The organism is Azospirillum sp. B2RO_4 (assembly GCF_051124815.1).
GTDB lineage: Bacteria > Pseudomonadota > Alphaproteobacteria > Azospirillales > Azospirillaceae > Azospirillum.
In genome coordinates this window covers 200,019-222,368 of record NZ_CP118490.1, presented here as the reverse complement: position 1 = coordinate 222,368, position 22,350 = coordinate 200,019, and the positions used below count along the sequence as shown (strand labels likewise).

Annotated in this window: 17 protein-coding genes; 11 read left to right on the top strand and 6 right to left on the bottom strand. The window is 68.4% G+C overall.

Annotated elements, in window-relative coordinates:
• The first annotated feature begins 736 nt into the window (after positions 1–736).
• The 3 genes from PWS46_RS27100 (at position 737) to PWS46_RS27090 (ending at position 3,762) form a co-directional block, all read left to right on the top strand.
• Positions 737–1,708: a cation diffusion facilitator family transporter gene (locus tag PWS46_RS27100; protein ID WP_434625150.1), complete on the top strand. Its 972-nt coding sequence runs from the start codon at positions 737–739 to the stop codon at positions 1,706–1,708.
• Positions 1,709–1,820: 112 nt separating this feature from the next.
• The gene (locus tag PWS46_RS27095) at positions 1,821–2,846 is read left to right on the top strand and encodes an AAA family ATPase (protein ID WP_434625148.1); all 1,026 of its coding nucleotides are present in this window, start codon (positions 1,821–1,823) and stop codon (positions 2,844–2,846) included.
• Positions 2,836–3,762 carry a ParB/RepB/Spo0J family partition protein gene (locus PWS46_RS27090; RefSeq protein ID WP_434625146.1) on the top strand — a complete coding sequence of 309 codons (927 nt, stop codon included), beginning with the start codon at positions 2,836–2,838 and terminating at the stop codon, positions 3,760–3,762. The genes PWS46_RS27095 and PWS46_RS27090 overlap by 11 nt, the downstream gene beginning before the upstream one ends.
• Here PWS46_RS27090 and PWS46_RS27085 read toward each other — a convergent pair.
• A complete protein-coding gene (locus tag PWS46_RS27085) occupies positions 3,759–5,192 on the bottom strand; it encodes an aldehyde dehydrogenase family protein (RefSeq protein WP_434625144.1) in 1,434 nt (477 codons plus the stop codon). The two genes, PWS46_RS27090 and PWS46_RS27085, sit on opposite strands and share 4 nt — an antisense overlap.
• Positions 5,193–5,296: 104 nt before the next feature.
• Between PWS46_RS27085 and PWS46_RS27080 the strand changes: the two genes are divergently transcribed.
• Positions 5,297–6,196 carry a LysR family transcriptional regulator gene (locus PWS46_RS27080; protein WP_434625142.1) on the top strand — a complete coding sequence of 300 codons (900 nt, stop codon included), beginning with the start codon at positions 5,297–5,299 and terminating at the stop codon, positions 6,194–6,196.
• A gap of 121 nt (positions 6,197–6,317) precedes the next feature.
• Here the strand turns inward: PWS46_RS27080 and PWS46_RS27075 are convergent, their stop codons facing one another.
• A complete protein-coding gene (locus PWS46_RS27075; protein ID WP_434625140.1) occupies positions 6,318–7,457 on the bottom strand; it encodes an NAD(P)/FAD-dependent oxidoreductase in 1,140 nt (379 codons plus the stop codon).
• A gap of 26 nt (positions 7,458–7,483) precedes the next feature.
• Entirely contained in the window at positions 7,484–10,483 is a 3,000-nt protein-coding gene (locus PWS46_RS27070; protein WP_434625138.1) for a LodA/GoxA family CTQ-dependent oxidase, read from the bottom strand.
• 335 nt (positions 10,484–10,818) lie between these two features.
• Here PWS46_RS27070 and PWS46_RS27065 point away from each other — a divergent pair, with 335 nt between their 5' ends.
• From PWS46_RS27065 to btsR, 4 genes are all read left to right on the top strand, one after another.
• On the top strand, positions 10,819–12,339 hold the full coding sequence (locus PWS46_RS27065; protein ID WP_434625136.1) for a malonate--CoA ligase: 1,521 nt from the start codon (positions 10,819–10,821) through the stop codon (positions 12,337–12,339).
• Between the two features lie 134 nt (positions 12,340–12,473).
• Positions 12,474–13,271: a polysaccharide deacetylase family protein gene (locus PWS46_RS27060; RefSeq protein ID WP_434625134.1), complete on the top strand. Its 798-nt coding sequence runs from the start codon at positions 12,474–12,476 to the stop codon at positions 13,269–13,271.
• 255 nt (positions 13,272–13,526) lie between these two features.
• On the top strand, positions 13,527–15,224 hold the full coding sequence (locus PWS46_RS27055; RefSeq protein ID WP_434625133.1) for a LytS/YhcK type 5TM receptor domain-containing protein: 1,698 nt from the start codon (positions 13,527–13,529) through the stop codon (positions 15,222–15,224).
• Positions 15,225–15,232: 8 nt separating this feature from the next.
• Positions 15,233–15,949, top strand: coding sequence for a two-component system response regulator BtsR (gene btsR / locus PWS46_RS27050; RefSeq protein ID WP_434625218.1), 717 nt, complete (start codon positions 15,233–15,235; stop codon positions 15,947–15,949).
• On the opposite strand, the gene PWS46_RS27045 is transcribed toward btsR, so the two are convergent.
• Positions 15,924–16,649: an aspartate/glutamate racemase family protein gene (locus PWS46_RS27045; RefSeq protein ID WP_434625131.1), complete on the bottom strand. Its 726-nt coding sequence runs from the start codon at positions 16,647–16,649 to the stop codon at positions 15,924–15,926. The two genes, btsR and PWS46_RS27045, sit on opposite strands and share 26 nt — an antisense overlap.
• Positions 16,650–16,802: 153 nt before the next feature.
• Here PWS46_RS27045 and PWS46_RS27040 point away from each other — a divergent pair, with 153 nt between their 5' ends.
• Positions 16,803–17,750 carry a YihY/virulence factor BrkB family protein gene (locus PWS46_RS27040; RefSeq protein ID WP_434625129.1) on the top strand — a complete coding sequence of 316 codons (948 nt, stop codon included), beginning with the start codon at positions 16,803–16,805 and terminating at the stop codon, positions 17,748–17,750.
• Here PWS46_RS27040 and PWS46_RS27035 read toward each other — a convergent pair.
• Both PWS46_RS27035 and PWS46_RS27030 read right to left on the bottom strand, forming a co-directional pair.
• Positions 17,698–17,892 carry a hypothetical protein gene (locus PWS46_RS27035; RefSeq protein WP_434625127.1) on the bottom strand — a complete coding sequence of 65 codons (195 nt, stop codon included), beginning with the start codon at positions 17,890–17,892 and terminating at the stop codon, positions 17,698–17,700. The genes PWS46_RS27040 and PWS46_RS27035 overlap by 53 nt on opposite strands.
• Before the next feature lie 156 nt (positions 17,893–18,048).
• Positions 18,049–18,945, bottom strand: coding sequence for a LysR substrate-binding domain-containing protein (locus PWS46_RS27030; RefSeq protein WP_434625125.1), 897 nt, complete (start codon positions 18,943–18,945; stop codon positions 18,049–18,051).
• Positions 18,946–19,093: 148 nt separating this feature from the next.
• On the opposite strand from PWS46_RS27030, the gene PWS46_RS27025 reads away from it, so the two are divergent.
• Together PWS46_RS27025 and PWS46_RS27020 are read left to right on the top strand one after the other, a co-directional pair.
• The gene (locus PWS46_RS27025) at positions 19,094–20,293 is read left to right on the top strand and encodes an MFS transporter (protein WP_434625124.1); all 1,200 of its coding nucleotides are present in this window, start codon (positions 19,094–19,096) and stop codon (positions 20,291–20,293) included.
• Positions 20,294–20,518: 225 nt separating this feature from the next.
• A complete protein-coding gene (locus tag PWS46_RS27020; RefSeq protein WP_434625122.1) occupies positions 20,519–22,324 on the top strand; it encodes a carbon starvation CstA family protein in 1,806 nt (601 codons plus the stop codon).
• The last annotated feature ends 26 nt before the right edge of the window (positions 22,325–22,350 follow it).

Below are 22,350 nucleotides of genomic sequence, written 5' to 3'. Positions count from 1 at the left end.
CTTGGTGACGCAGGCTAATTGGAAGCTATTTGAAACCAACTATTAGATTCGTCACCAAGGTTCAGGGGATAAGTCCGAGTCGCGTCACCACAGTTCAAGGATGGCGTCACCAGAGTTCATGGGGAAAAACCGGGAGCCTGTGGACGAATCGGGTCTGTCGATCGCTTGGCTGTTTGAACCTTGGTGACGCTGGACTTGTCGATTCGGGGGCGGATTCGGGTGGCGGCGCCTGTGGAGCGTCACCAAAGTTCAAGGATTCCAGCAGGTAAGAAGTGGGTGGGGGCGGCCTGTTCAGCTGGTGGGCCGTTCGACATCATGGGCGTTCCGTCATCCCCGCGAAGGCGGGGAACCAGGATACGGACCGGATAAGCCACTGAATTGGCTGGATTCCCGCCTTCGCGGGAATGGCTGCGACCTGGGCGGAGGCTTGTCCCGTCACCTGTCATCGATCCGCACTGTCCGGGCGTCACCAAAGTTCAAGCGCTGGGTCGAGTCGATTCGGGGCCCATGGCGTCACCAAAGTTCAAACCCCCGGACCGCCGCCGAACCGCCCGGCGTCACCAAAGTTCAGGAGTCCCGCCGAGTCGGTCCGGCCGAGGGCGTCACCAAAGTTCAAATCCGGGCCATGCATTCCGCCGTCGGGGCGTCACCAAGGTTCAGGCGGCCCGCCGCCAGGGAACCGGCCGGCGGCAGCGGAGTTGTCTTGCCCTGGGGCAGGCCGGGCAAAGGGGGCGACATGGCGCGGAACGCGTTGACGGCATCTGCGGGAGCGGGGGCGGCGGGCAAGAGCGAAGGCGGGGAATCGGGGAAGGTCGTCTTCGCCGCCATCGCGTCCAACCTGGCGGTGACCATCACCAAGTTCGTCGCGGCGATCTTCACCGGCAGCGCGTCCATGTTGAGCGAGGCGGTCCATTCGCTGGTCGACACCGGGAACGAGTGCCTGATGCTGGTCGGGCTGAAGCGGTCGAAGAAACCGCCCGACGAGCGCCACCCCTTCGGCTACGCGCGCGAACTGTATTTCTGGACCTTCGTCGTGGCGCTGGTGATCTTCGCCGGCGGCGCCGTGGTGTCGGTCTATGAAGGGGTGGAGAAGATCCTGCACCCCCAGCCGGTGGAACAGCCCTGGATCAACTTCGTCGTGCTGGGCATCGCCTTCGTGGTGGAGGGGATCAGCTGGGCCATCGCCTTGCGCGCCTTCAACGCCAGCCGGGGCGAGGCCGGCGTGTTCGAGACCGTCCATGCCAGCAAGGACCCCACCGTCTTCATCGTGCTGTTCGAGGATTCGGCCGCACTGGTCGGGCTGCTCATCGCCGCCGCCTGCCTGTCGGCCGACCTTCTGCTGGAACAGCCGGTGTGGGACGGCATCGGATCGGTCCTGATCGGGCTGGTTCTGGCGATGACCGCCGCCTTCCTCGCCTATGAGACGAAGAGCCTGCTGATCGGCGAGTCCGCCCGCCCCGACCTCGTGCGCGGGGTGCGCGCCCTGCTGATGGAGGATGCTGCCGTCGACCGGGTGAACGAGGTGCTGACCATCCATCTCGGCCCGCAGGTGGTGATCGTGACCGTCAGCCTGGATGTGCGGGACGAGGCCAGCGGCGGGCAGGTGGAGCGGGCGCTGGCCCGCGTCGAACGGCGGGTGAAGGAGCGGTTCCCGGAAATCCGCCGCGTCTTCACCGAGGTGCGGGCGGCAGAGCACCGGGTGGTTTAGGGCGTTTGTTGTGGCAACTCCGCGCGGGCTCCATTGACAAAGTTCCGGCAACTTGCTCAGACTCCGCGCGGCCGCATCCGTGGGCCGCCGGAGTTGAGGGGGAGTTATCGGAATGCTGTCGACGAGGGGTGGGGGCGGGGGCGACGACATGCGCCAGCTGCGCGAGCGCCGCGGCGAGAACCAGACGCAGTTCGCCGAGTGGCTGAACGCGCAGCTCGGCCGCAGCTACACCAAGGCGCGGATCAGTCGCTGGGAAAGCGGGGCGGAGCGGATCCCGCAGCAGCTGGTCGATTTCCTGACCCGCCACAAGGCGGACGAACGGCCCCGCTCCGCAACCTATCTGGCGGTCGCCAACCAGAAGGGCGGCGTCGGCAAGACGGCCACCGCCGTCAACCTCGCCTATGCCCTGACGGAGGGCGGCGCGCGGGTGCTGCTGATCGACTGCGATTCGCAGAGCAACGCCACCGTCCATGTCGGCATCGGCAACGCCGCCATCGTCGCCTTGGAGCAGCAGCGCAAGACACTCTATTATGTGCTGCGCTCCGAAGAGCCGCTGACCTCGGTCATCATGCCGACGGCGGAGCGTGGGCTGGACCTCGCCCCCGCCGGGCTGTCGCTGGCCGATGCCGACGTAGAGCTGGCGGCGGATTCGACCGGCGGGCTGATCCTGCGGGAGAAGCTGGACGAGGTCCGCCATTCCTATGATTTCGTGGTGATGGACTGTGCGCCCAACCTGGGGCTGGTGACCGCCAACGCGCTGTCGGCGGCGGAGCTGGTGGTGGTGCCGGTGCAGACGGAGGCGCTGGCCCTGCTGGGCGTCAAGCGGCTGGTCGACACCATCGGCCGCATCCGCCGCCGGGTGAACCCGTCCTTGCGCATCGCCGGCATCATCCCGACCATGTACAACGACCGGCTGACCCAGGACCGGGCGACCCTGCAGGAGCTGCACGAATCCTACGCCGATCAGGTGCCGGTCTTCGCCCCCATCCCGCGCGCCACCGTCTATGGCAAGGCGGCGGCGGCCGGCATGATCACGCTGGCGGGAGATCCGAAGGCGCCGGGGGCGGAGACCTTCCGCGAGGTGGCGCGCCAGATCCGCGCCTATGCCCAGAACCGGGAGTTGCCGCATGTCGCGTAAGTTCGAACGCAAGACCCGCGAACTGCTGGGCACCGCGGCGGAGCCGGGCGGCGCGATGGCAGGCGGGCTGACGGTGGGCAGCGACCGGCTGTTCGGCACGTCGGCCGGTTTCCCGCATGTGGTGGAGCTTGACCTCGCCCGCGTCCACCGCAATCCGGACCAGCCGCGCCGCCACTTCGACGAGGCGGAGCTGCGCAGCCTGGCATCGTCGATCGAGCGGCACGGCTTGCAGAACCCGATCCTGGTCCGCCCCCTGCCCCAGGGCGAATATCTGCTGATCGGCGGCGAGCGACGGGTGCGCGCCCACGAGATGCTGGGGCGCAAGACGGTCTTCGCCATCCTGACTTCCGGCGATCCGGACGAGATCGGGCTGATCGACAATGTCCAGCGCGTCGACCTGAACGCGGTGGAATATGCGGCGGCGCTGGCCCGGCTGATCGACAAGCACGGCTACACCCATGACGAGCTGGCCGCCGTGGTCGGGCGCGACCGCACCGACGTGACCAAGCTGCTGGCGATCATGAACTTGCCGGCGGAGATGCGGGAGGAGTATGCGACGCGGTTCGCCCATGTCTCCCGCTCCGTCATGATCGAGATCGCCGCCGCCCCGGCCGAGTTGCACGCCCGGCTGTGGGAGCGCGCCAAGGAGGGCGCCAGCGTCAAGGCGGTGCGGCAGGCCAAGCGCGAGCATGCCAATGGCGGCGCTGCCGAGGCTGATGCGGTTGCGCAGGAGTCGGCCCAGGAGTTGGATGCGAAGGAGGCGATGCGGACGCTGCAAGCCAGCGTGAAGCGCATCCTGCGCGATGTCGCCGTGGTGCGCGAGCAGCGCCGCTACCTCGACCCCGACAACCGCGACCGGCTGATGCGGCTGCGGGCGGAGATCGACGCCATTCTGGACGGGGAAGCGGGCGCCTAGGCGCCCTCCCCCAGCAGCGCCTTGGGTTCCAGGAAGGCGTCGAGGCCGAAGCTGCCGTACTCGCGGCCGATGCCGGACTGCTTGAAGCCGCCGAACGGGGCCTTCGGATCGTGGGCGAGGCTGTTGATCAGCACCCGGCCGGCGACGATGCGCTCCGCCACGCGGCGGGCACGCGCCGTGTCGCCCGACAGCACATAGGCCTGCAGGCCGTAGATGCTGTCGTTGGCGATGGCGATGGCCTGCTCCTCGTCGTCATAGGGAATGATGGAGAGGACGGGGCCGAAGATCTCCTCCCGCGCGATGGTCATGTCGTTGCGGACCCCGGTGAACAGGGTCGGCCGCACGAACCAGCCCCCGGAAAATTCCGGTCGCCCGTCCGGCCGCCCTTCTCCGCCGGCCAGCAGGACGGCGCCCTCCTCCACCCCGATGCGGATGTAGCGCTGCACCCGCTCCCACTGGGTCCGGCTGACCATCGGGCCGACGGTGGTGGCCGGGTCGCGGGGATCGCCTGCGCGCACCGCCTCCACTGCCGCCTTGGCCAGCGCTTCGACTTCGGCGAGGTGGCTGCGCGGGACAAGCAGGCGGGTGCCGGCGATGCAGGCCTGACCGCTGTTCATGAAGGCGGCGTTGATCGCCAGCGGGATCGACCGGGACAGGTCGGCATCGTCGAGGATGATCGTCGGCGACTTGCCGCCCAGTTCCAGCGTCACCCGCTTCAGCGTGTCGGCCGCCGCGCGCAGAATCGCCTTGCCGGTGGCGGTGGAGCCGGTGAAGGAGATTTTGGCGACGTCGGGGTTGCTGGAAATCGTCGCCCCCACCCGGTCGCCGCGGCCGGTCACGATGTTGAACAGGCCGGGGGGCAGGCCGGCGGCATGCAGCGCCTCGGTCACGATTTGGGTCTGGCGGGCGCTCATCTCGCTGGGCTTGATCACGGCGGTGCAGCCGGCGGCGATGGCGGTGGCGAGCTTGCCGCAGATGAAGCCGGCATTGCTGTTCCACGGCGTGATCAGCCCGGCGACGCCGAGCGGCTCCATGCTGACCTCGGCAGTGCCCATCCGGCGGAGGAAGGGATAGTCGGCCAGCAGCTCGGCGGTCTCGCGGAAGGCGTTCACCGGGTGATCGACCATGAAGGCGGCGCGCGAGGCCGGAGCGCCATACTCCCCGATCACGGCGTCGAGCAGGTCGTCGCGTCGGGCGGCGACGGCATCGGCCAGCCGGTGCAGCATGGCGATGCGCTCCGCCTTGCCGGTGCGGGAGAAGGCGGGGAAGGCACGCTTGGCTGCGGCGATGGCGGCGCGGGCATCCTCCTCGTCGGCAAGGCGGACGCGGCCGGTGACGGTGCCGGTTGCCGGATCGTGCAGGTCGAACAGTTCCGTGCCGTGCGGGGTGACGAAGCGGCCGTCGATATAGATGGTGTCGATGCTGTGCATGACGGGTCTCGCTGAATGGTCGTTGGCTGGCCATTCAGGTGGCATGCGGGCTGTCGGGTGATAAGGTGGACAATCCTGCATGAATCGGTGAACGGATCGGGACAATGGTGCTCACCGGGGTGGCGGAACTGGAAGCGGTGCAGGCGGTCGCCCGGCATCGTGGCTTTCGGGCCGCGGCGGCCGAACTGGGAATGTCGCGCTCGGCGCTGAGCCACGCCATCGCGGCGCTGGAGGAGCGGCTGGGGGTGCGGCTGTTCCATCGGACGACGCGCAGCGTGGCGCTGACCCAGGCGGGGGAGCAGTTCGTCGCCGACACCGCCCCTGCCCTGCGCGACATCCGCGCCGCGTTCGACCGGCTGGGCGACCATCGGACATCCCCCACTGGTACGCTGCGCATCAACAGCTCGGCCGGCGCCGCGCGGATGATCATGAAGCCCGTCATCCTGGAGTATCTGCGCCGTTACCCCGAGATGACGGTGGACATCGTCACCGAAGGCAAGCTGGTCGACATCGTGCTGGAGGGCTTCGATGCCGGGGTCCGGCTGGCGGAACAGGTGCCGCAGGACATGATCGCCATCCCGCTCGGCCCCGAGCTGCGCTTCGCGGTCGTCGGCACGCCGGACTATTTTGCCGACCGCGCCCTGCCGGTCACGCCGGCCGACCTCGCCGCGCACCGCTGTATCCGCAGCCGGCTGCCGAGCGGCACGCTCTATCGCTGGGAGTTCGAGCGCCATGGCGAGACGGTCGCCATCGACGGCAGCGGGCCGCTGATCCTGGACAATCCGGAGCTGATGCTTGAGGCGGTGCGGGCGGGGATGGGGGTGGGGTATCTGGCGGAGTGGCATGTCGCCGAGGACATCGCCGCCGGCCGGTTGCTGCGCGTGCTGGAGGCTTGGACGCCGCCGTTTCCGGGGCTGTGCCTCTATTATTCGGGCCGGCGCCATCTGCCGCCGGGGCTGCGGGCGCTGGTCGATCTGGTGCGGGAGATCGGGGGCGGGCGTTAGGGCGATGTGGGACGTCCCACAATTCCTTCCCTCTCCCGCCCCGGGAGAGGGAAGGGGCCCATGCAGAGCATGGGAAGGGTGAGGGGTCAGGCACGGAGCCATGCGGTTCGGGAGTCTTGGATCACCCCTCACCCTCCCCACGCCTTCCGCGCGGGTCCCCTCCCTCTCCCGGGACGGGAGAGGGTATTTCAAGTCGCCGGCTCCAGAAGGGGCGATCCTGCCAGCGGCGTTCCAGGCCGTACCAGGCGCTGAGATGGGCGCGGTAGGCGTCGCGGATCGGAGCGAGGCCGGCGGCGTAGCCGGGCAACGCCGTCGGATCGCCGGACAGGTGGCGGTCGGCGGCCTCGGCGGCGGCAAGGCCGGTATAGAGCGCGTTGAAGATGCCCTGCGACGACAGCGGGTCGAAGCCGAGAGCGGCGTCGCCGACGGCCAGCCAGCCGTCGCCGGAGGCGGGGGACAGGGTGCTGCTGTGGGCGGCGCAGAAGCCTCCCCTCCCCTCCCCCTGCCCGTCCGGTTCGAAGCCGCAGGCGCGCAGCGAGTCCGCAAGCACGGAACAGCCGGACAACCGGCGCAGCAGCGATGCCGTGTCGCGGGCATCCGCCGCGGCGGGCAGGTCGGCGTCGGTGTGAAAAGCGACGACCCGACGGCCGGCCGGCAGCGGGGCGCTGTACCACCAGCCGTCCGGCTCCGCCTCGATCCAAGTCAGGCCGGACTGTCGGCCGGGGGCGTCCCGGCCATGGACCCAGCCGCAGACCAGCCGGTCCGACACAGCCCGCCGGGCGCCGAAGCGCTTGGCGAGCGGCGAACCGCGTCCGCCGGCATCGACCAGCAAGCGGGCGTGGACGGGGATGCGGCGGCCGGCGGTCTCCATCTCCAGCAGCCAGCCCTCCCCTGCCCTGTCCACCGACAGCAGTTGGGCCGGGATCTGCAGGGCGGCGCCGCGGGAGGCCGCCACCCGGCGCAGCCAGCCGTCGAAACGGCCACGGTCGAGGTGCCAGCCCGGCCCGTCGAGGTCGCGCAGATTGTCGGCCTCGACCGGCAGCGGCCCGCCCCAGACCGACCGGCCGCCATGGCAGGGAGAATGTCCTTCAGCGAGGAAGGCGTCCCACAAGCCCATGTCGGCCAGCAGGCGGCGCGCCGCCGGAGCCAGTGATTCGCCGATGCGGACGGCGGGTCCGGCCCGCCGGTCCAGCACCAGCACCCGGTGCAGCGGCGCGAGGTTGAGGGCGAAGGCGGTCCCGGCGGGGCCTGCCCCGACCACGACCGCATCCACCTCCACCGCTTGTATCACCGCAGCCCGCGCGGGAAGCGGCGCACCTTGTCGATCCGGCTGAGATCGACCGGCTGGGTCGCCCGCAGCCCGGCCCCGCCGCCCGACGGGGCCGGCGCCTTGCTTGACAGGGTGCGGTGGGCAACACGAACTGCCTTGGTGTCGACGGTGTCGTCGACATCGGGGATCGGGATGTGCTGGTCCTCGACCTCGATCAGCGGCGGGAACAGCCTGGCGCCTTCTGGATCGGTCGGGCCGGGATTGACCTCCACCACGCCGAGATGGTCGAAGTGGTGGATCATGTTGTTGATCTGGTCGGTGTAGCTGGTGGTGCCCAGCGGCGCCACCCAGGCGGCGCGGTTGGCGAAGGCGGCCAGTCGTACCTGGGCTGGCTGGGCGGCGTCCATCACGAGGTCGTAATTCTCGCGGGTCAGCACCTCGTTGGGCACGCGCGCCGGCCAGAAGGTGGGGACGTTGGGATCGTAGGAGGGATCGTAGCCGGAGCGGCAGCTGCCGGTGTCGGTCTGCCACGGCACCGCCATCCAGCGGGTGATGCCGCCGGGAAGCTGGCCATAGAGCGGGCCGTTGGGAATGGTCACGCTGTCGCTGGACAGGATGGCGCCCATGCCCGGCTCGACCCAGCCCTTCGGCGCATGGGCGAAGCGGAACGGCTCCATATACATGGTGGCGGCGCGCACCGGCCACGTCATCTCACAGCCGGGATGGAAGGCGTCGGCAAGGCAGAAGTCCATCGCGGCGCGTGTCAGTACGTCGCCCTGTTCGTCCAGCGGCACCTGATCGAACTCGGTGTAGACCGGGACCTTGCCCCAATCATCGTCGAAATCGCCGGCGACCCACTGGTCGAGGAACTCCAGCTGGGTCTGGGTCAGCGAGGTGTATTGGCGCGGCGTCTCGGCCGGCGGGATGTTCATCGCGTCGCCATAGACCCAGGGCCAGGGCGTCGGCGACCAGCTGTCCACCGCGTCATGACGGAAGGAGTTCTTCAGCACCCGCCGGGTTTCCTGGTTGGCAAGGCTGCGGTCGCTGAGCCGCGCGATCCATTCCGGCTTGGTGAAGTCGTTGGCGGAGTTCCAGCCGAAGCCGGCGGCGAAGCCGGCATTGACCCATTGCAGGCCGGTCATCCGCTCGAACACCGGATAGATGTCGTGGGTGAAGGACGGGCGGGCGGGCTTCGGCAGGGTGCCCGCCTGGATCGCCACGTCGCGCATCAGGTCCCACATGGTGCGCACCGACTTGCGCTGCGGCCCGTAGTTGGGCGGAGCCACCACGATCCAGGCGGGGGTGACCGGCAGTTCCATGCCGTTCAGCTTGACGACGGCATCGACCGGGCCGTCGGAGGTGTCGTCGTGCCAGCCCTCGTTGTTGCCGAAGGTGATCGCCTTGGTGCCGTTGTAGGAGGCCGACTTGCCGCGTCCGCCGGTGACCAGCAGGCGGTGGTCGCCCTTCTCGCACCACATGCGGCCGAGATAGACCGGCTCGCCCTGGTGCATGAACTTGCCGGCGACCAGTTCGTGGCTCTGGCGGCCGTGGCCGGCGTGGATGGCATGCTCCCCGGCATCCAGCACCAGCGCCTTGCGGTCGGCGACGGTCGGGTTGCGCAGCGTCGTCGGATCGGCGGATGCCGCTTCCGGGATGTCGAGCGCCAGCTGGAAGCCGTACCAGGCCGACTTCTGGTTGGCGAGATGGACCTTCCAGGTGATGTCGGCGCCGCTGTCGGCGGCGGTCAGCTCGCGGACGATCCGGCCCATGGCGTTGACGCCATAGATGCGGAAGCGCGCCGCCTGCGGCAGAAGCCGGCCCTCGGCGTCACGGTAGGGGTTCCGCGCCGGGTCGTCGCCGGCCATCAGCGGCTTCGGGTTCGGCACCTCGGGACCGACGACATAGCCCTCCGGCGCGTTGCCGATGCGGGCGACGCCGATGGGCGGGTAGATCACCGCCTTGACGATGCAGTCGTCCTTGGGGAGCGCCGGCGCTTCGTCACGGGGCTGCGTCGGCTGTTCCAGCGGCTGGCCGTTGGCCTGATGGCGGACGTCGGCGCCGTGGTTGTAGACGACCTTGCGCACCGCGGCGATGCTGCCCTGCGGCGCCTGCTCCACCGGCGTGCGCCAGATGTTGAAGGCCAGTTCCTGCCCGTAGTCGCCCTGGCCGCGGGCGCAGACATCCTGCTTGGGCAGGACCAGAGTCGCGACCGGCTGGTAGGGGTACTGGTCGGTCGGCCATTCCTCCGTCGCCTTGTCCAGCGGATAGCCGGCGCTTTTCGGCACCACCTGCACCATGAAGGTGAAGCGGTACTCATTGTCCAGCAGCCGGTTGGCGAGGTCGGTGGCGAGATAGTTCTTGTCGTCGGTGGGGACATTGACCGCCGGATGGCCGGGCGGCGGCGTTTCCGGCACCAGCGAGTATTTGGCGTAATGGTCGGGGCCGAAGGCGAAGGGCAGGATCGCCCAATATTGGGTGGTCAGAACGCTGCCGTCGACCTGGGCCGACATGGCGTTGAGGATGCCGTCGGTCTTCGGATGCTTGGCGAGGTAGCCGGGATAATCCTTCAGGACCGTGCCGGCATAGGTGAACTCGCACATCTCCTCCGCGTTGTCGACGAAGAAGACGGGAAAGTTCTGCATGATGAAGTCGGCGACGTCGCCCGTCTCGCCCAGCGCGTTGACCCCGTCGACGCCCCAGACCTTCAGCCCGATGCCGAGCGTCGAGCCCAGATCGGGCGAGGTCGGGCTGGTGTCGCTGGAAAAGCGCATCCAGGCCGGCAACTCGTCCCTGGCGAAGACGCCGACGCGCAGCGCCTCCGGCCGGTTGGGATCCATCACCAACCGGCCATGGGCGGCCCCGTGCAGCTTGCGGAAGACCGCGCGTTCAGCCGGCGTCTGGCCCAGCGCGATGCGCTTCATCTGGCCCATGGCGATGAACATCTCGTCCAGCCGCTGGGTGGCGTTGGTCGCGCAGTCGAAGCAGGGGGGACTCCTGTTCGGGTCTTTGGCGGTCATTCGCTCCGTCTCCTGGTTCGTCCGGCGGCGCTGCCGGGGCGGGGTGGGCAGGTCTGGCGAGAAAGGTTGTGGTTGCTGTTTGATTTTCCCGCTTTGTGACTCGTGCTTACGCGAGCACTTGAAGGGTTTCCACCGGAAATAATCAGGTCGACACACAATTTTCGTGTGTGGGAGAGTTGGTGGTGACGGAGCGCTGCGAAGGTTGAGGATTTTCGCGGCTGTTCGTGTCGGTGACCTGGGGATGCCGATGTGGGATGTCCCACAATGCGTTAGGCTGCTCCCCTACCCCATTGCTGTGTATGATGAACGATCCGTTCCGCAGAGGTCCGACCAGAATGAGCGACAACTTCTTCGACATCGCCGCCGCACGCTTTCCCGCCGATGCCGACAGCAGCTTCATCGAGCTGGAGTCCGGCCGCCGCTACAGCTACCGCGACCTGATGGAGATCAGCGGCCGCTATGCCCGGCTGCTGGCGGAGCTGGGCGTCGCCAAGGGCGACCGGGTGGCGGTGCAGGTGGAGAAGTCGGCGGAGGCAGTCTTCCTCTATCTCGCCTGCCTGCGCGCCGGGGCCGCCTATCTGCCGCTGAACACCGCCTATACCAAGGCCGAGGTCGGCTATTTCCTGGGCGATGCCGAGCCGAAGGTCTTCGTCTGCACGCCGGGCAACGAGGCGGCGCTGGCCGACACCGCGAAGGGCGCCGGGGTCGGCACGCTGCTGACGCTGGGCACCGGCGGCGACGGCAGCTTGGCCGAACGGGCGGCCGGGCTGAACCCGGCGTTCGACACGGTGGCCTGCGCGGCGGACGATCTGGCGGCGATCCTCTACACTTCCGGCACCACCGGGCGGTCGAAGGGGGCGATGATGAGCCACCGCAACCTGTCCTCCAACGCCGCCACCCTGCACCGCATCTGGGGCTTCCGGCCGGACGACGTTCTGCTGCACGCCCTGCCGATCTTCCACACCCATGGCCTGTTCGTCGCCACCAACTGCGTGCTGATGAACGGCACCGGCATGCTGTTCCTGGGCAAGTTCGATCCGGACGCCGTGTTCCGCCTGCTGCCGCGGGCGACCGTGATGATGGGCGTGCCGACCTTCTACACCCGCCTGCTGGCCGATCCGCGGTTGACGCCGGAGGCGGCGGCGCACATGCGGCTGTTCATCAGCGGCTCCGCCCCGCTGCTGGCCGACACCCACCGGGAGTTCAGGGAGCGCACCGGCCACGCCATCCTTGAGCGCTACGGCATGACCGAGACCGGGATGCTGACCTCCAACCCGTTGGACGGCGACCGCATCCCCGGCACGGTCGGCTTCCCGCTGCCCGAGGTGTCGGTGCGGGTCGCCGACGAGAAGACCGGGGAGCCGGTCGCCGAGGGCGATGTCGGCGTGCTGGAGGTGAAGGGGCCGAACGTGTTTTCCGGCTATTGGCGCATGCCGGAGAAGACGGCGCAGGAGATCCGCCCCGGCGGCTGGTTCATCACCGGCGATGTCGGCCGGATCGACGAGCGCGGCTATGTCCACATCATCGGCCGTGCCAAGGATCTGGTGATCTCCGGCGGCTTCAACGTCTACCCCAAGGAGGTGGAGACGGTGATCGACGGCATCGACGGCGTGGTGGAATCGGCGGTGATCGGCATCCCCCACCCGGATTTCGGCGAGGCGGTTATGGCGGTGGTGCTGCGCCGTCCGGGCGCCGCGGTCGATGAGGCGGCGGTGGTCGGCGCCTGCAAGGAGCAGTTGGCGAAGTTCAAGGTGCCGAAGGCGGTAGCCTTCGTCGATGAACTGCCGCGCAACGCCATGGGCAAGGTTCAGAAGAACCTGCTGCGGGAGACCTACAAGGGCAAGTTCGCGGCGTAGGCGGAACTCCGGCCAGGGTCCCCAAGATATCGCTTGTCCGCCGTCCGTGGCGGGAGCAATGCTCGGCCTTCCGCCGCGCCCTACCCCTTTCGATGGAAGTGGCGCGGCTCCGGCTTTTTCCATGTGCGCCCGCGATGATGACCCTGTTCCGCCGTGCCGTCCTGCCGCTGGCGGCGGCCCTGCTCGCCCTGCCCGTTTCGGCCATGGCCGGGCAGCGCAGCTATGCCGCCAGCCACGGTGCCGCTCCCTTCGTGACGGAGCATCTGATCCCCGGATCGGACCTCGACCTCGATCAGGTCGACCGCACGCTGCCGCAGGCGCGGGTGGTGGCGCTGACGCTGGACGACGGGCCGGACGCCAACGATCCGCGCATCCTCGACATCCTCAAGGCGCATGGGGCGAAGGCGACCTTCTTCTACATCGGCGCCAAGATCCCGGCGCATCACGACATCGCCCGGCTGGTCGCGGCGTCCGGCAACGAGGTCGGCAGCCACACCCAGACCCATCCGATGACCACCGACCTGACGCCGGCTGAGCGCGAGTGGAATCTGGCGCAGGCGGAAAAGGCGCTGGCGGCGGTCGGGGTGACGGCGACGTGGTTCCGGCCGCCCTTCGGCGATGTGGACGAGGCGCTGGCGGCGCTGGCGCGCCGGCACGGCATGGCGACGGTGCTGTGGACCGCCGACAGCCAGGACTGGAAGGACAGCGGCCCCGATGTGATCCGCCACCGGGTGACCGAACGGCTGGTGCCCGGTGCCGTCCTGCTGATGCACAGCACCAAGGCGGCGACCGTCGCGGCGCTGCCGGCGATTCTGGAGGAGGGGGAGAGGCGGGGGCTGCGCTTCGTCACCATGAGCGAGTGGGACGCGGCGATGCGGCAGTCGGTGACCCCGGAAATGGCGCTGCTGCACCCGGCGCCGCAGCGGCGCTGAGCGCCCTAATCTCCCTCTCCCCCGGGAGAGGGTCGGGGTGAGGGGGATGCACCGCGTGGCTATCCCGAAAATCCTGCCACGCGTCCCCTCACCTAACCCTCTCCCCGGGGGAGAGGGGATGATCCCAGCCTTGGGAGACCTTGGCATGCCGTGACCGTAGGGATGCAAGGATGTCCCATCGGCGGGGGAGCCCGGCCGGTGTAGGATGGCGCGGAGCGGGGCTGAACCGTCAAGGCCGCCGCCGGGAATACCGCCATGCCAGTCGAACCCTTCACCCTGATCCTTTCGCTGCTTCAGCAGATGTGCGTCTATCTGGTGATCGCCTATCTGCTGAGCCGGACGCCGCTGTTCCTGCCGCTGACCCATGTGACGGTGCGCTGGCCGCACAAGCTGGCCTGCTACCTGATCTTCTCGATCTTCTGCATCATGGGCACCTATTTCGGCCTGCACATCGACGACAGCATCGCCAACACCCGCGCCATCGGGGCGGTGCTGGGCGGCATCTTCGGCGGGCCGTCGGTGGGGTTGGCGGTCGGGCTGACCGGGGGCTTGCACCGCTATTCGCTGGGCGGGATGTCGGCGCTGGCCTGCGCCATCTCCACCATGGCGGAGGGGCTGATCGGCGGGCTGGTCCACCGCCACATGGTGCGGCAGGGCCGGATCGAGCCGCTGTTCAACCCGCTGCGCGTCGGCGCCGTCACCTTCGTGGCGGAGGTGGTGCAGATGCTCATCATCCTGGCGGTGGCCCGGCCGTTCGAGGCGGCGCTGCATCTGGTCGAGGTGGTGGCGGCGCCGATGATCGTCGCCAACACGCTGGGCGCGGCGCTGTTCATGCGCATCCTGCTGGAACGCCGCGTGCTGGACGAGAAGCAGTCCAGCGCCTTTTCCGCCAAGGCGCTGAAGATCGCGGCACGCTGCGACGGCGTGCTGCGCGGCGGCTTCAACAGCGAGAACAGCACCCGCGTCGCCCGCATCATCTATGAGGAGACGGGCGTCGGCGCCGTCGCCATCACCGACCGGGAAAAGCTGCTGGCCTTCATCGGCATCGGCGACGACCACCATCTGCCCGGCACGCCGATCAGCTCGCGGCAGACCCATCAGGCCATCGCCAGCAATCAGGTCATCTATGCCGACGGCAACGAGGTTGCCTACCGCTGTTCGATCAGCCCGACCTGCCGGCTGGGGGCGGCGCTGGTCATCCCGCTGGTGGGGGAGGAGGGCGGGGTGATCGGCACCATCAAGCTGTACGAGCCGCGCACCAAGATCTTCTCCACCATCAACCGCACGCTGGGGGAGGGGGTGGCGCGGCTGCTGTCCAACCAGATCCTTGCCGGGCGGTACGAACAGCAGAAGGCGCTGCTGGCGCAGTCGGAGATCAAGCTGCTGCATGCGCAGGTCAACCCGCATTTCCTGTTCAACGCGCTGAACACCATCTCCGCCGTCATCCGCAACGATCCGGAGCGGGCGCGGCAACTGGTGCAGAACCTGTCGACCTTCTTCCGCAAGAACCTGAAGCGCCCGAGCCAGATGGCGACGCTGGCCGACGAGGTCGAGCATGTCAGCGCCTATCTGCAGATCGAACTGGCGCGCTTCACCGGGCGGCTGGCGGTGGAGATCGAGGTGCCGGACGATCTGCGCCACGCCCGGCTGCCGGCCTTCTCGCTCCAGCCGCTGGTGGAGAATGCGATCAAGCACGGCACGGCGCAGCTTCTGGGCGACGGACGGGTGCGCATCGCGGCCCGGCGGGAAGGCGGCGACCTGCTGTTGTCGGTGGAGGACAATGCCGGGCTCTATGAGGCGAAGCCGGGCGGCGACGGGCTGGGGATGACCATCGTCGACCGCCGCATCCGCAACCGCTACGGTGAGGATTACGGCGTCTCGGTCGCCTGCGAACCCGATGCCTTCACCCGCGTCACCCTTCGCCTGCCACTTGAGGAAACCGTGCCCGCATGACGGCCGCCATGAATGTCCTGATCGTCGATGACGAACCGCTGGCGCGGGAGGAACTGCGCCGCATGCTGGAGGCTGCCGCCGACATCCGCATCGTCGGCGAATGCGCCAACGCCATCGAGGCCATCGGCGCCATCAACCGGCAGGCGCCCGACGTCGTCTTCCTCGACATCCAGATGCCGCGGGTCAGCGGGCTGGAGATGCTGGGCATGCTCGATCCGGAGCGGATGCCGCGCATCGTCTTCCTGACCGCCCATGACGAATATGCCGTCCAGGCCTTCGAGGAACATGCCTTCGACTATCTGCTGAAGCCGGCCGATCCGGCGCGGCTGGAGAAGACCCTGCAGCGCCTGCGCCGGCAGCGCGCCCCGCAGGAGGTGTCCGTCCTGCCGGGGGCGGCGGAGCTGCGCCACATCCCCTGCACCGGGGTCAACCGCATCACCCTGATGAAGCTGGCCGATGTCGAGTATGTCGTCTCCCGCCCCGCCGGCGTCTATGTGGTGGGGGAGGATGGGCAGGAGCGCTTCACCGAGCTGACCCTGCACACCATCCAGGAGAAGAGCCCGCTGTTCCGCTGCCATCGCCAGCATCTGGTCAATCCCGACCGCATCCGGGAAATCCGCTTCGTCGACGGCGGGCTGGCGGAGATTCAGACCAGCGGCGGCCATGTGGTGCCGGTCAGCAGGCGCTTCCTGGGGGCGCTCAAGGAACGGCTGGGGATGGGGTGAAGCCGGCGATGGCCCGCTCCACCGCCGCTTCGGCATGGATGGCGGTGGTGTCGAACAGGGGAACTGCGCTGTCCTCCGGCTTCACCAGCAGCATGATTTCGGTGCAGCCGAGGATGATCGCCTCGGCGCCGCGCTCCACCAGCCGGGCGATGACCTCGCGGTAAGCCTGGCGGGAGGCGGCCTCGACCCGGCCCTGGACCAGCTCCTCGTAGATGATGCGGTGGACGGTGGCGCGGTCGGCGTCGTCGGGGATCAGCACCTCCAGACCGTGGCGGTCGGCCAGCCGGCCCTTGTAGAAGTCCTGTTCCATGGTGAAGGCGGTGCCGAGCAGCCCGACGCGGCGGTGGCCGGCGGCGCGGATGCGCTCCGCCGTGGGGTCGGCGATGTGCAGCAACGGGATGGCGACGGCGGCCTGCACCTCGCCGGCCATGCGGTGCATGGTGTTGGTGCAGATCAGCAGGAAGTCGGCGCCGCCGCGCTCCAGCCGGCGGGCGGCGTCGATCATCAGGGTGGTGGCGTCGTCCCAGCGGCCGGCATGCTGCAGCGCCTCGACCTCCGCGAAGTCGAAGGACCACATCAGGCAGCGCGCCGAGCGCAGCCCGCCCAGCCGGTCGCGGACGCCCTCGTTGACGATGCGGTAATACTCGGCGGAGCTTTCCCAGCTCATGCCCCCGATCAGGCCGATCACCTTCTGCGACACCGGGCACGTCTCCTGTCTTGGAGTGGATGGAGCGTGGTGAAACGCTCTCCGACGCATTGTTCCTATCACGGATCGGTTCCGCAGGGCTCCCGTCATGACCGAATGGCCGCCATCGCTGTTACCCCAGGGATGGTTCGGGACGGGAGGTCGGCAATGGGCGGTTTGCGGCGATGGTGGGGGATCGTGGTCAATGCGGCCTATGGCTGGATGAACGACGACGCGATGAGCATGGCGGCGTCCATCGCCTTCTACACCATCTTCTCGCTGGCGCCGCTGGCGATCCTGGTGATCGCGCTGGCCGGGTTGGTGTTCGGCGACGAAGCGGCGCGCGGCGCGCTGATCGACCAGCTGACGGCGCTGGTCGGGCACGATGCCGGGCAGACCCTGCAGGACCTGATCGCGCGGGCCGGAGCGCGGGAGACCGGGATCGTCGCCAGCGTCATCGGCATCGGCACCATTCTGGTCGGCGCCACCACGGTCTTCGTCGAACTGCAGGCCGGGCTGAACCGTATCTGGCGGGTGGCGGCGCCGCAGGAATCGACCATCACATGGCTGGTGCGGGTGCGGTTGAAGGCATTGGCGCTGATCGGCGCCATCGGCTTCCTGCTGATCGTCTCGCTGGTGGTCAGCGCGGCGCTGGCGGCCGCCGGCCGCTGGGCCTCGGCCTATCTGCCGGCGATGCCATCGCTGCTGTGGTTGTTCGACGTGGTGGTGTCCTGGACGGTGCTGACCGGGCTGTTCGCGATGATCTACCGCATCCTGCCCGACACCTACATCCGCTGGGCCGATGTCTGGCTGGGGGCGGCGGTGAACGCCTTCCTGTTCGCGGTGGGCAAGTTCCTGATCGGCTTCTACATCGCCACCAGCGGCGTTGTGTCGGTCTATGGCGCGGCCGGGTCCTTCGTGCTGATCCTGCTGTGGGTCTATTATTCGGCGGTGATCTTCCTGTTCGGGGCGGAACTGACCCGCGCCTATTCGGAACGCAGCGGCAGCCGGGCGCGGCTCCCCGGTCTGAATCCCGAAGCCGGCCCTGGGGTAGGGGAGGGGGCTACCGCCCGCAGCAGCCGCGTCCCAGAGTCATCAGGATCTGCCGCGCCTTGAAGGACCGCTCGTCGAGCGGTTCCTCCTCCGGGGCGAGGCGGGCCTGGGCCTCGCGGTAGCGGTCGTAGGAATCGTCGTTGAACAGGCGGCGCAGGTTGGCGAGGACCTTGCGCAGGGGCTTGCGGGGGCAGGGGCTGTTCATCGGAGTTCTCTGGTGGGGGCCGGCATTGTGGGACGTCCCACGTTAGCGCCGTCGCCGCGCGCGCCGGGCCGGTTTCCGGCGAGCGGCGGTTTGGCGGCCCGAGCGGCGCATTCAGGGGCCTGAGCGGTTCCGGGGTCGACCCGCCGGCCCGGCCCGTCAGCGCGGTCCCCGCGCCTCTCCGACAAGCCAGTCGACGAAGCCGGCAACCAGGTTTCCGGCATCGGCCTGACGCGGAACAAGGGCGACGTACCCCGTCCTTGGAACCCGGATGTCGGGCAGCGGCGTCATCAGCCTGCCGCCGGCAATGTCGATGTCCAGCATCGGCAACGGGCCGATCCCGATGCCAAGCCCATCCTCGACCGCCTGACGGGTTACGAAGAAGTGATCGAATATCCGGCGGGGAAGCCCGGCAAGGTGCTGGAGCCCTGCCGCTTCGAGCCAGCCCGTCCAATCGCCGGCACGGGTTTCGCTTGCGAGCAGGGTGTGCCCCTCGATGTCGGCGGGCCTGATGATCGGCCGCCGCGCGAACAGCGCCGGGCTCATGATCAGGGTGTCCACGTCATCAAGCACCGGGACGATGCGGTGCTGGGGCCAAACATGCTCGCGGGCGACACCGCGCCGGATCGCCACGTCGACTCCGCCGCGCAGTTCCTCAAGCACTGTCGAAACGGTCGTAACAGCCACTTCGACCTGTGGATGGTCGGCGTGATAGCGGCCGAGCCGTGGGATCAGCCAGCGCATCGCGAAGCTGGTCGGGGCGCTGACACGCAGGATGCGGCGCGCGTCGGGCCGGCCGCAGGCTTCCGCCGCCACGGCCAGCCGGTCGAAGGACAGGCCGACCTCGGACGCGAAGATCCGCGCCATCGGCGTCGCGACCATGCGGCGACCGTCCTTCACGAAAAGCCTCTGTCCGAGCCAGCTTTCCAGCGCGGCGATCTGCCGGCTGACCGCGCCATGGGTGAGGCCGAGTTCGGCCCCGGCTTCGGCATAGCTGCCGGTCCGGGCCGCGACCTCGAAGATGCGCAGGGCGTTCAGGGAAGGGAGGCGGCGCATGGGCGATCCGTAAGAACGATCCGTGAGGAAAAGGAACGGTATCGGTGAGTAGAAGCATACTAGTCGCTGAAATTTCACGCGTATAGCATGCCGTTGGAATTGGCCTGGCCGGGCAATGCCTGCTGCGTCTGCGAGGACTCCATCAAAGATGAAATCACGACATTGGTGGACAGAGAAAAGAAAGAGCCTGACGGGCGCGTGCCTTGCCCATGCGCTGCATGACGGGTACACCGATGCCCTCTATGTTTTCCTGCCGGTGTGGCAGGCGCAGTTCGGCCTTTCCTATGCGGCGCTTGCGATAGTCCGCGCCCTTTATTCCGGTACGATGGGAGGACTGCAGATCCCGGCCGACCGGGCCCTTCGCGGCCTGTCGCCACGGGCGGCGCTGATCCTGTCGACAATCCTCGCGGCGGCGGGCTTGCTGGTCATGGCGTTGCCGTTCGGCTTTGCCGGTCTCTGCGTCGGCCTCGTCCTCGCCGGCATCGGATCGAGCATCCAGCACCCATGCGGCTCGATGCTCGTCACCGTCAGTTACGGCTCGGCATCGCGGCATCCGCTCGGCATCTACAATTTCTCGGGCGATCTCGGGAAAGCCGCGTTGCCGGCGCTCGTCGCGCTGCTGTTGCCGGTATTCGGCTGGCAGCCGGTGCTGGGTCTGATGGCGGCGATCGGACTGGCCGTGTCGCTCGCCCTGCTGCCGCTGGCCCCGGCGGTTCCCATCGTGAGGGCGGCCAAATCGGGGACTAGGACGGGGCAGGGTCGCGGCGGTTTCGGCATCCTGACGGCGATCGGTGCGCTCGATACGGCGACCCGCATGGGCTATCTGCTGTTTCTGCCCTTTCTCATCCATGGCCAGGGCGGGGACACCGCCACGGTCGGGCTGGCGCTTGCCCTGCTGTTCATCGGCGGCGCGCTGGGCAAGGCGACATGCGGCCTGCTCGGGGAGCGGCTGGGTGTCGTCGGCAGCGTCATGGTGACCGAGGCCGCCACCGCCCTGCTGATCGCGGCGACGCTGTTCACCTCGCTGACGCCGACGCTGATCCTGCTACCGTTGCTCGGCATCGTGCTCAACGGCACCTCTTCGGTGCTCTACGGCACCGTGCCGGAGCTTTCCAACGGCGATACCGGGCGGGCCTTCGCGGTCTTCTACACCAGCGTCATCGGTTCCGGCGGCCTGGCCCCGATCCTCTACGGCGCAATCGCCGATCACAGCGGCCAGACGACCGGCGTGCTGGCCGCGGCGGCGACCGCCGCCCTGATCGTGCCGCTCGTCCTGATGCTGAGGCCCCATCTGGGCGCCGCGGCCGCGGAACCGCAGGGGAAGCCCGGCCTCCCGCGCTCCGCATGACCGGTTCGCCGCGATAAGGAGATCCTTCGGACGACCACCGTCTCTCAGGCACCGCTGATTCTGTTAACGGGTGGCGGGCGTGGCGTCGGCAGGGAGCCTGAGCGGCGCCGCTCGCCCCCTGCCGGCTGCCGCTCGGCACGTCCCGGCCGCCGCTCGCGGCATTCCACCACACGGGGCGCCGCGGCAGGCGTAAACCGGCGGCATATCCTTTTCAGGAGAGCCGTCATGGATCACGCCCTAACCTTTGTGATCGCGACACTCTGCATTCTTGCGCTCTGCTACCGCTTTTACGGCGTGTTCTTCGTGCGCAAGGTTCTCCGTGCCGACGATTCGGAAGTCACCCCGTCCCACATGCTGGCGGACGGCCGTAACTATGTGCCCACCAAGAAGTGGGTGAATGCCGGGCAGCATTTCGCCGCCATCGCCGCCGCCGGCCCGCTGGTCGGCCCGGTGCTGGCCGCCCAGTTCGGCTATCTGCCGAGCTTCCTGTGGTTGCTGATCGGCTGCGTCATCGGCGGCGCGGTACACGACACCGTCGTGCTGTTCGCCTCGATGAAGCACAAGGGACAGTCGCTGTCCGAGGTCGCCAAGGCCGAACTCGGCCCGGTCGCCGGCTGGTGTACCGGTCTGGCGATGCTGTTCATCATCACCATCACCATGGCCGGCCTGTCGATGGTCGTGGTCCATGCGCTGGAACGCAACGCCTGGGGCGCCTTCGCGGTGTTCATGACGATCCCGATCGCCATCGCGCTGGGCCTCTACGAGAAGATCACCGGCTCGTCCAAGGGCGCCACCCAGGTCGGCATCGCCGCCATCGCCGCCTCGGTCTTCGCCGGTCCCTACATCCAGGGCACGCTGCTGGGCGAATGGCTGACGCTGCATGCCGAGACGGTCGCCGTCATCCTGCCGGTCTACGCCTTCTTCGCTACCGCCCTGCCGGTGTGGCTGCTGCTGACCCCGCGCGGTTACCTGTCCAGCTTCATGAAGGTCGGCGTGTTCGGCGCGCTGGTCGTCGGCGTCGTCTTCATCAATCCGGAGATCCGCTTCCCCGCCCTGACCGACTTCATCCATGGCGGCGGCCCGGTGCTGAACGGCCCGGTCTGGCCCTTCATCTCGATCACCATCGCCTGTGGCGCCATCTCCGGCTTCCATGCCTTCATCGGGTCGGGCACCACGCCCAAGCTGATCGACAAGTGGAGCGACATCCGTCCGGTGGCCTTCGGCGGCATGCTGGCGGAATGCCTGGTCGGCGTCATGGCGCTGATCGCCGCCACCTCGCTGCATCCGGCCGATTACTTCGCCATCAACTCCGCGCCGGCCGCCTTCAAGGCCCTGGGCATGGACGTCGTCGACCTGCCGCGGCTGAGCAATGAGATCGGTCTCGACCTCTATGGCCGGACCGGCGGTGCGGTGACCCTGGCGGTCGGCATGACCGAGATCTTCACCCGCGTGCCGTGGTTCAACAGCCTCGCCTCCTACTTCTTCCAGTTCGTCGTGATGTTCGAGGCGGTGTTCATCCTGACCGCCGTCGACAGCGGCACCCGCGTCGCCCGTTACCTGATCCAGGACCTGCTGGGCGACGTCTATGCCCCGATGAAGCGGCTGGACTGGGTCCCCGGTTCGATCATCGCCAGCGTCATCGCCTGCGTAGCCTGGGGGTATCTGCTGACGTCGGGCGACATCAACTCGGTCTGGGCCCTGTTCGGCGTGTCGAACCAACTGATGGCCTCGGTCGGTCTCATCATCGGCGCCACCATCATCCTGCGGCTGGCCCAGAAGCGGATCTACATGCTGACCTGCCTGGTCCCGCTGGCCTACCTGTTCGTCACGGTGAACGTCGCCGGCTACTGGATGATCGCCAACGTCTATCTGAACAAGGCGGCCAAGGGCTACAACCCCTTCAACGCCGGCATCTCGATCATCATGCTGGTGCTGGGCTTCATCATCCTGATCGCCGCGCTCAAGAAGTGGAAGGAACTGCTGCAGGCCCGCGCCATCGAGGTTCCAATGGTCGCCACCCCGGCCGAATGACGGTTCCGGTGTGCTGAAAAGCGAAC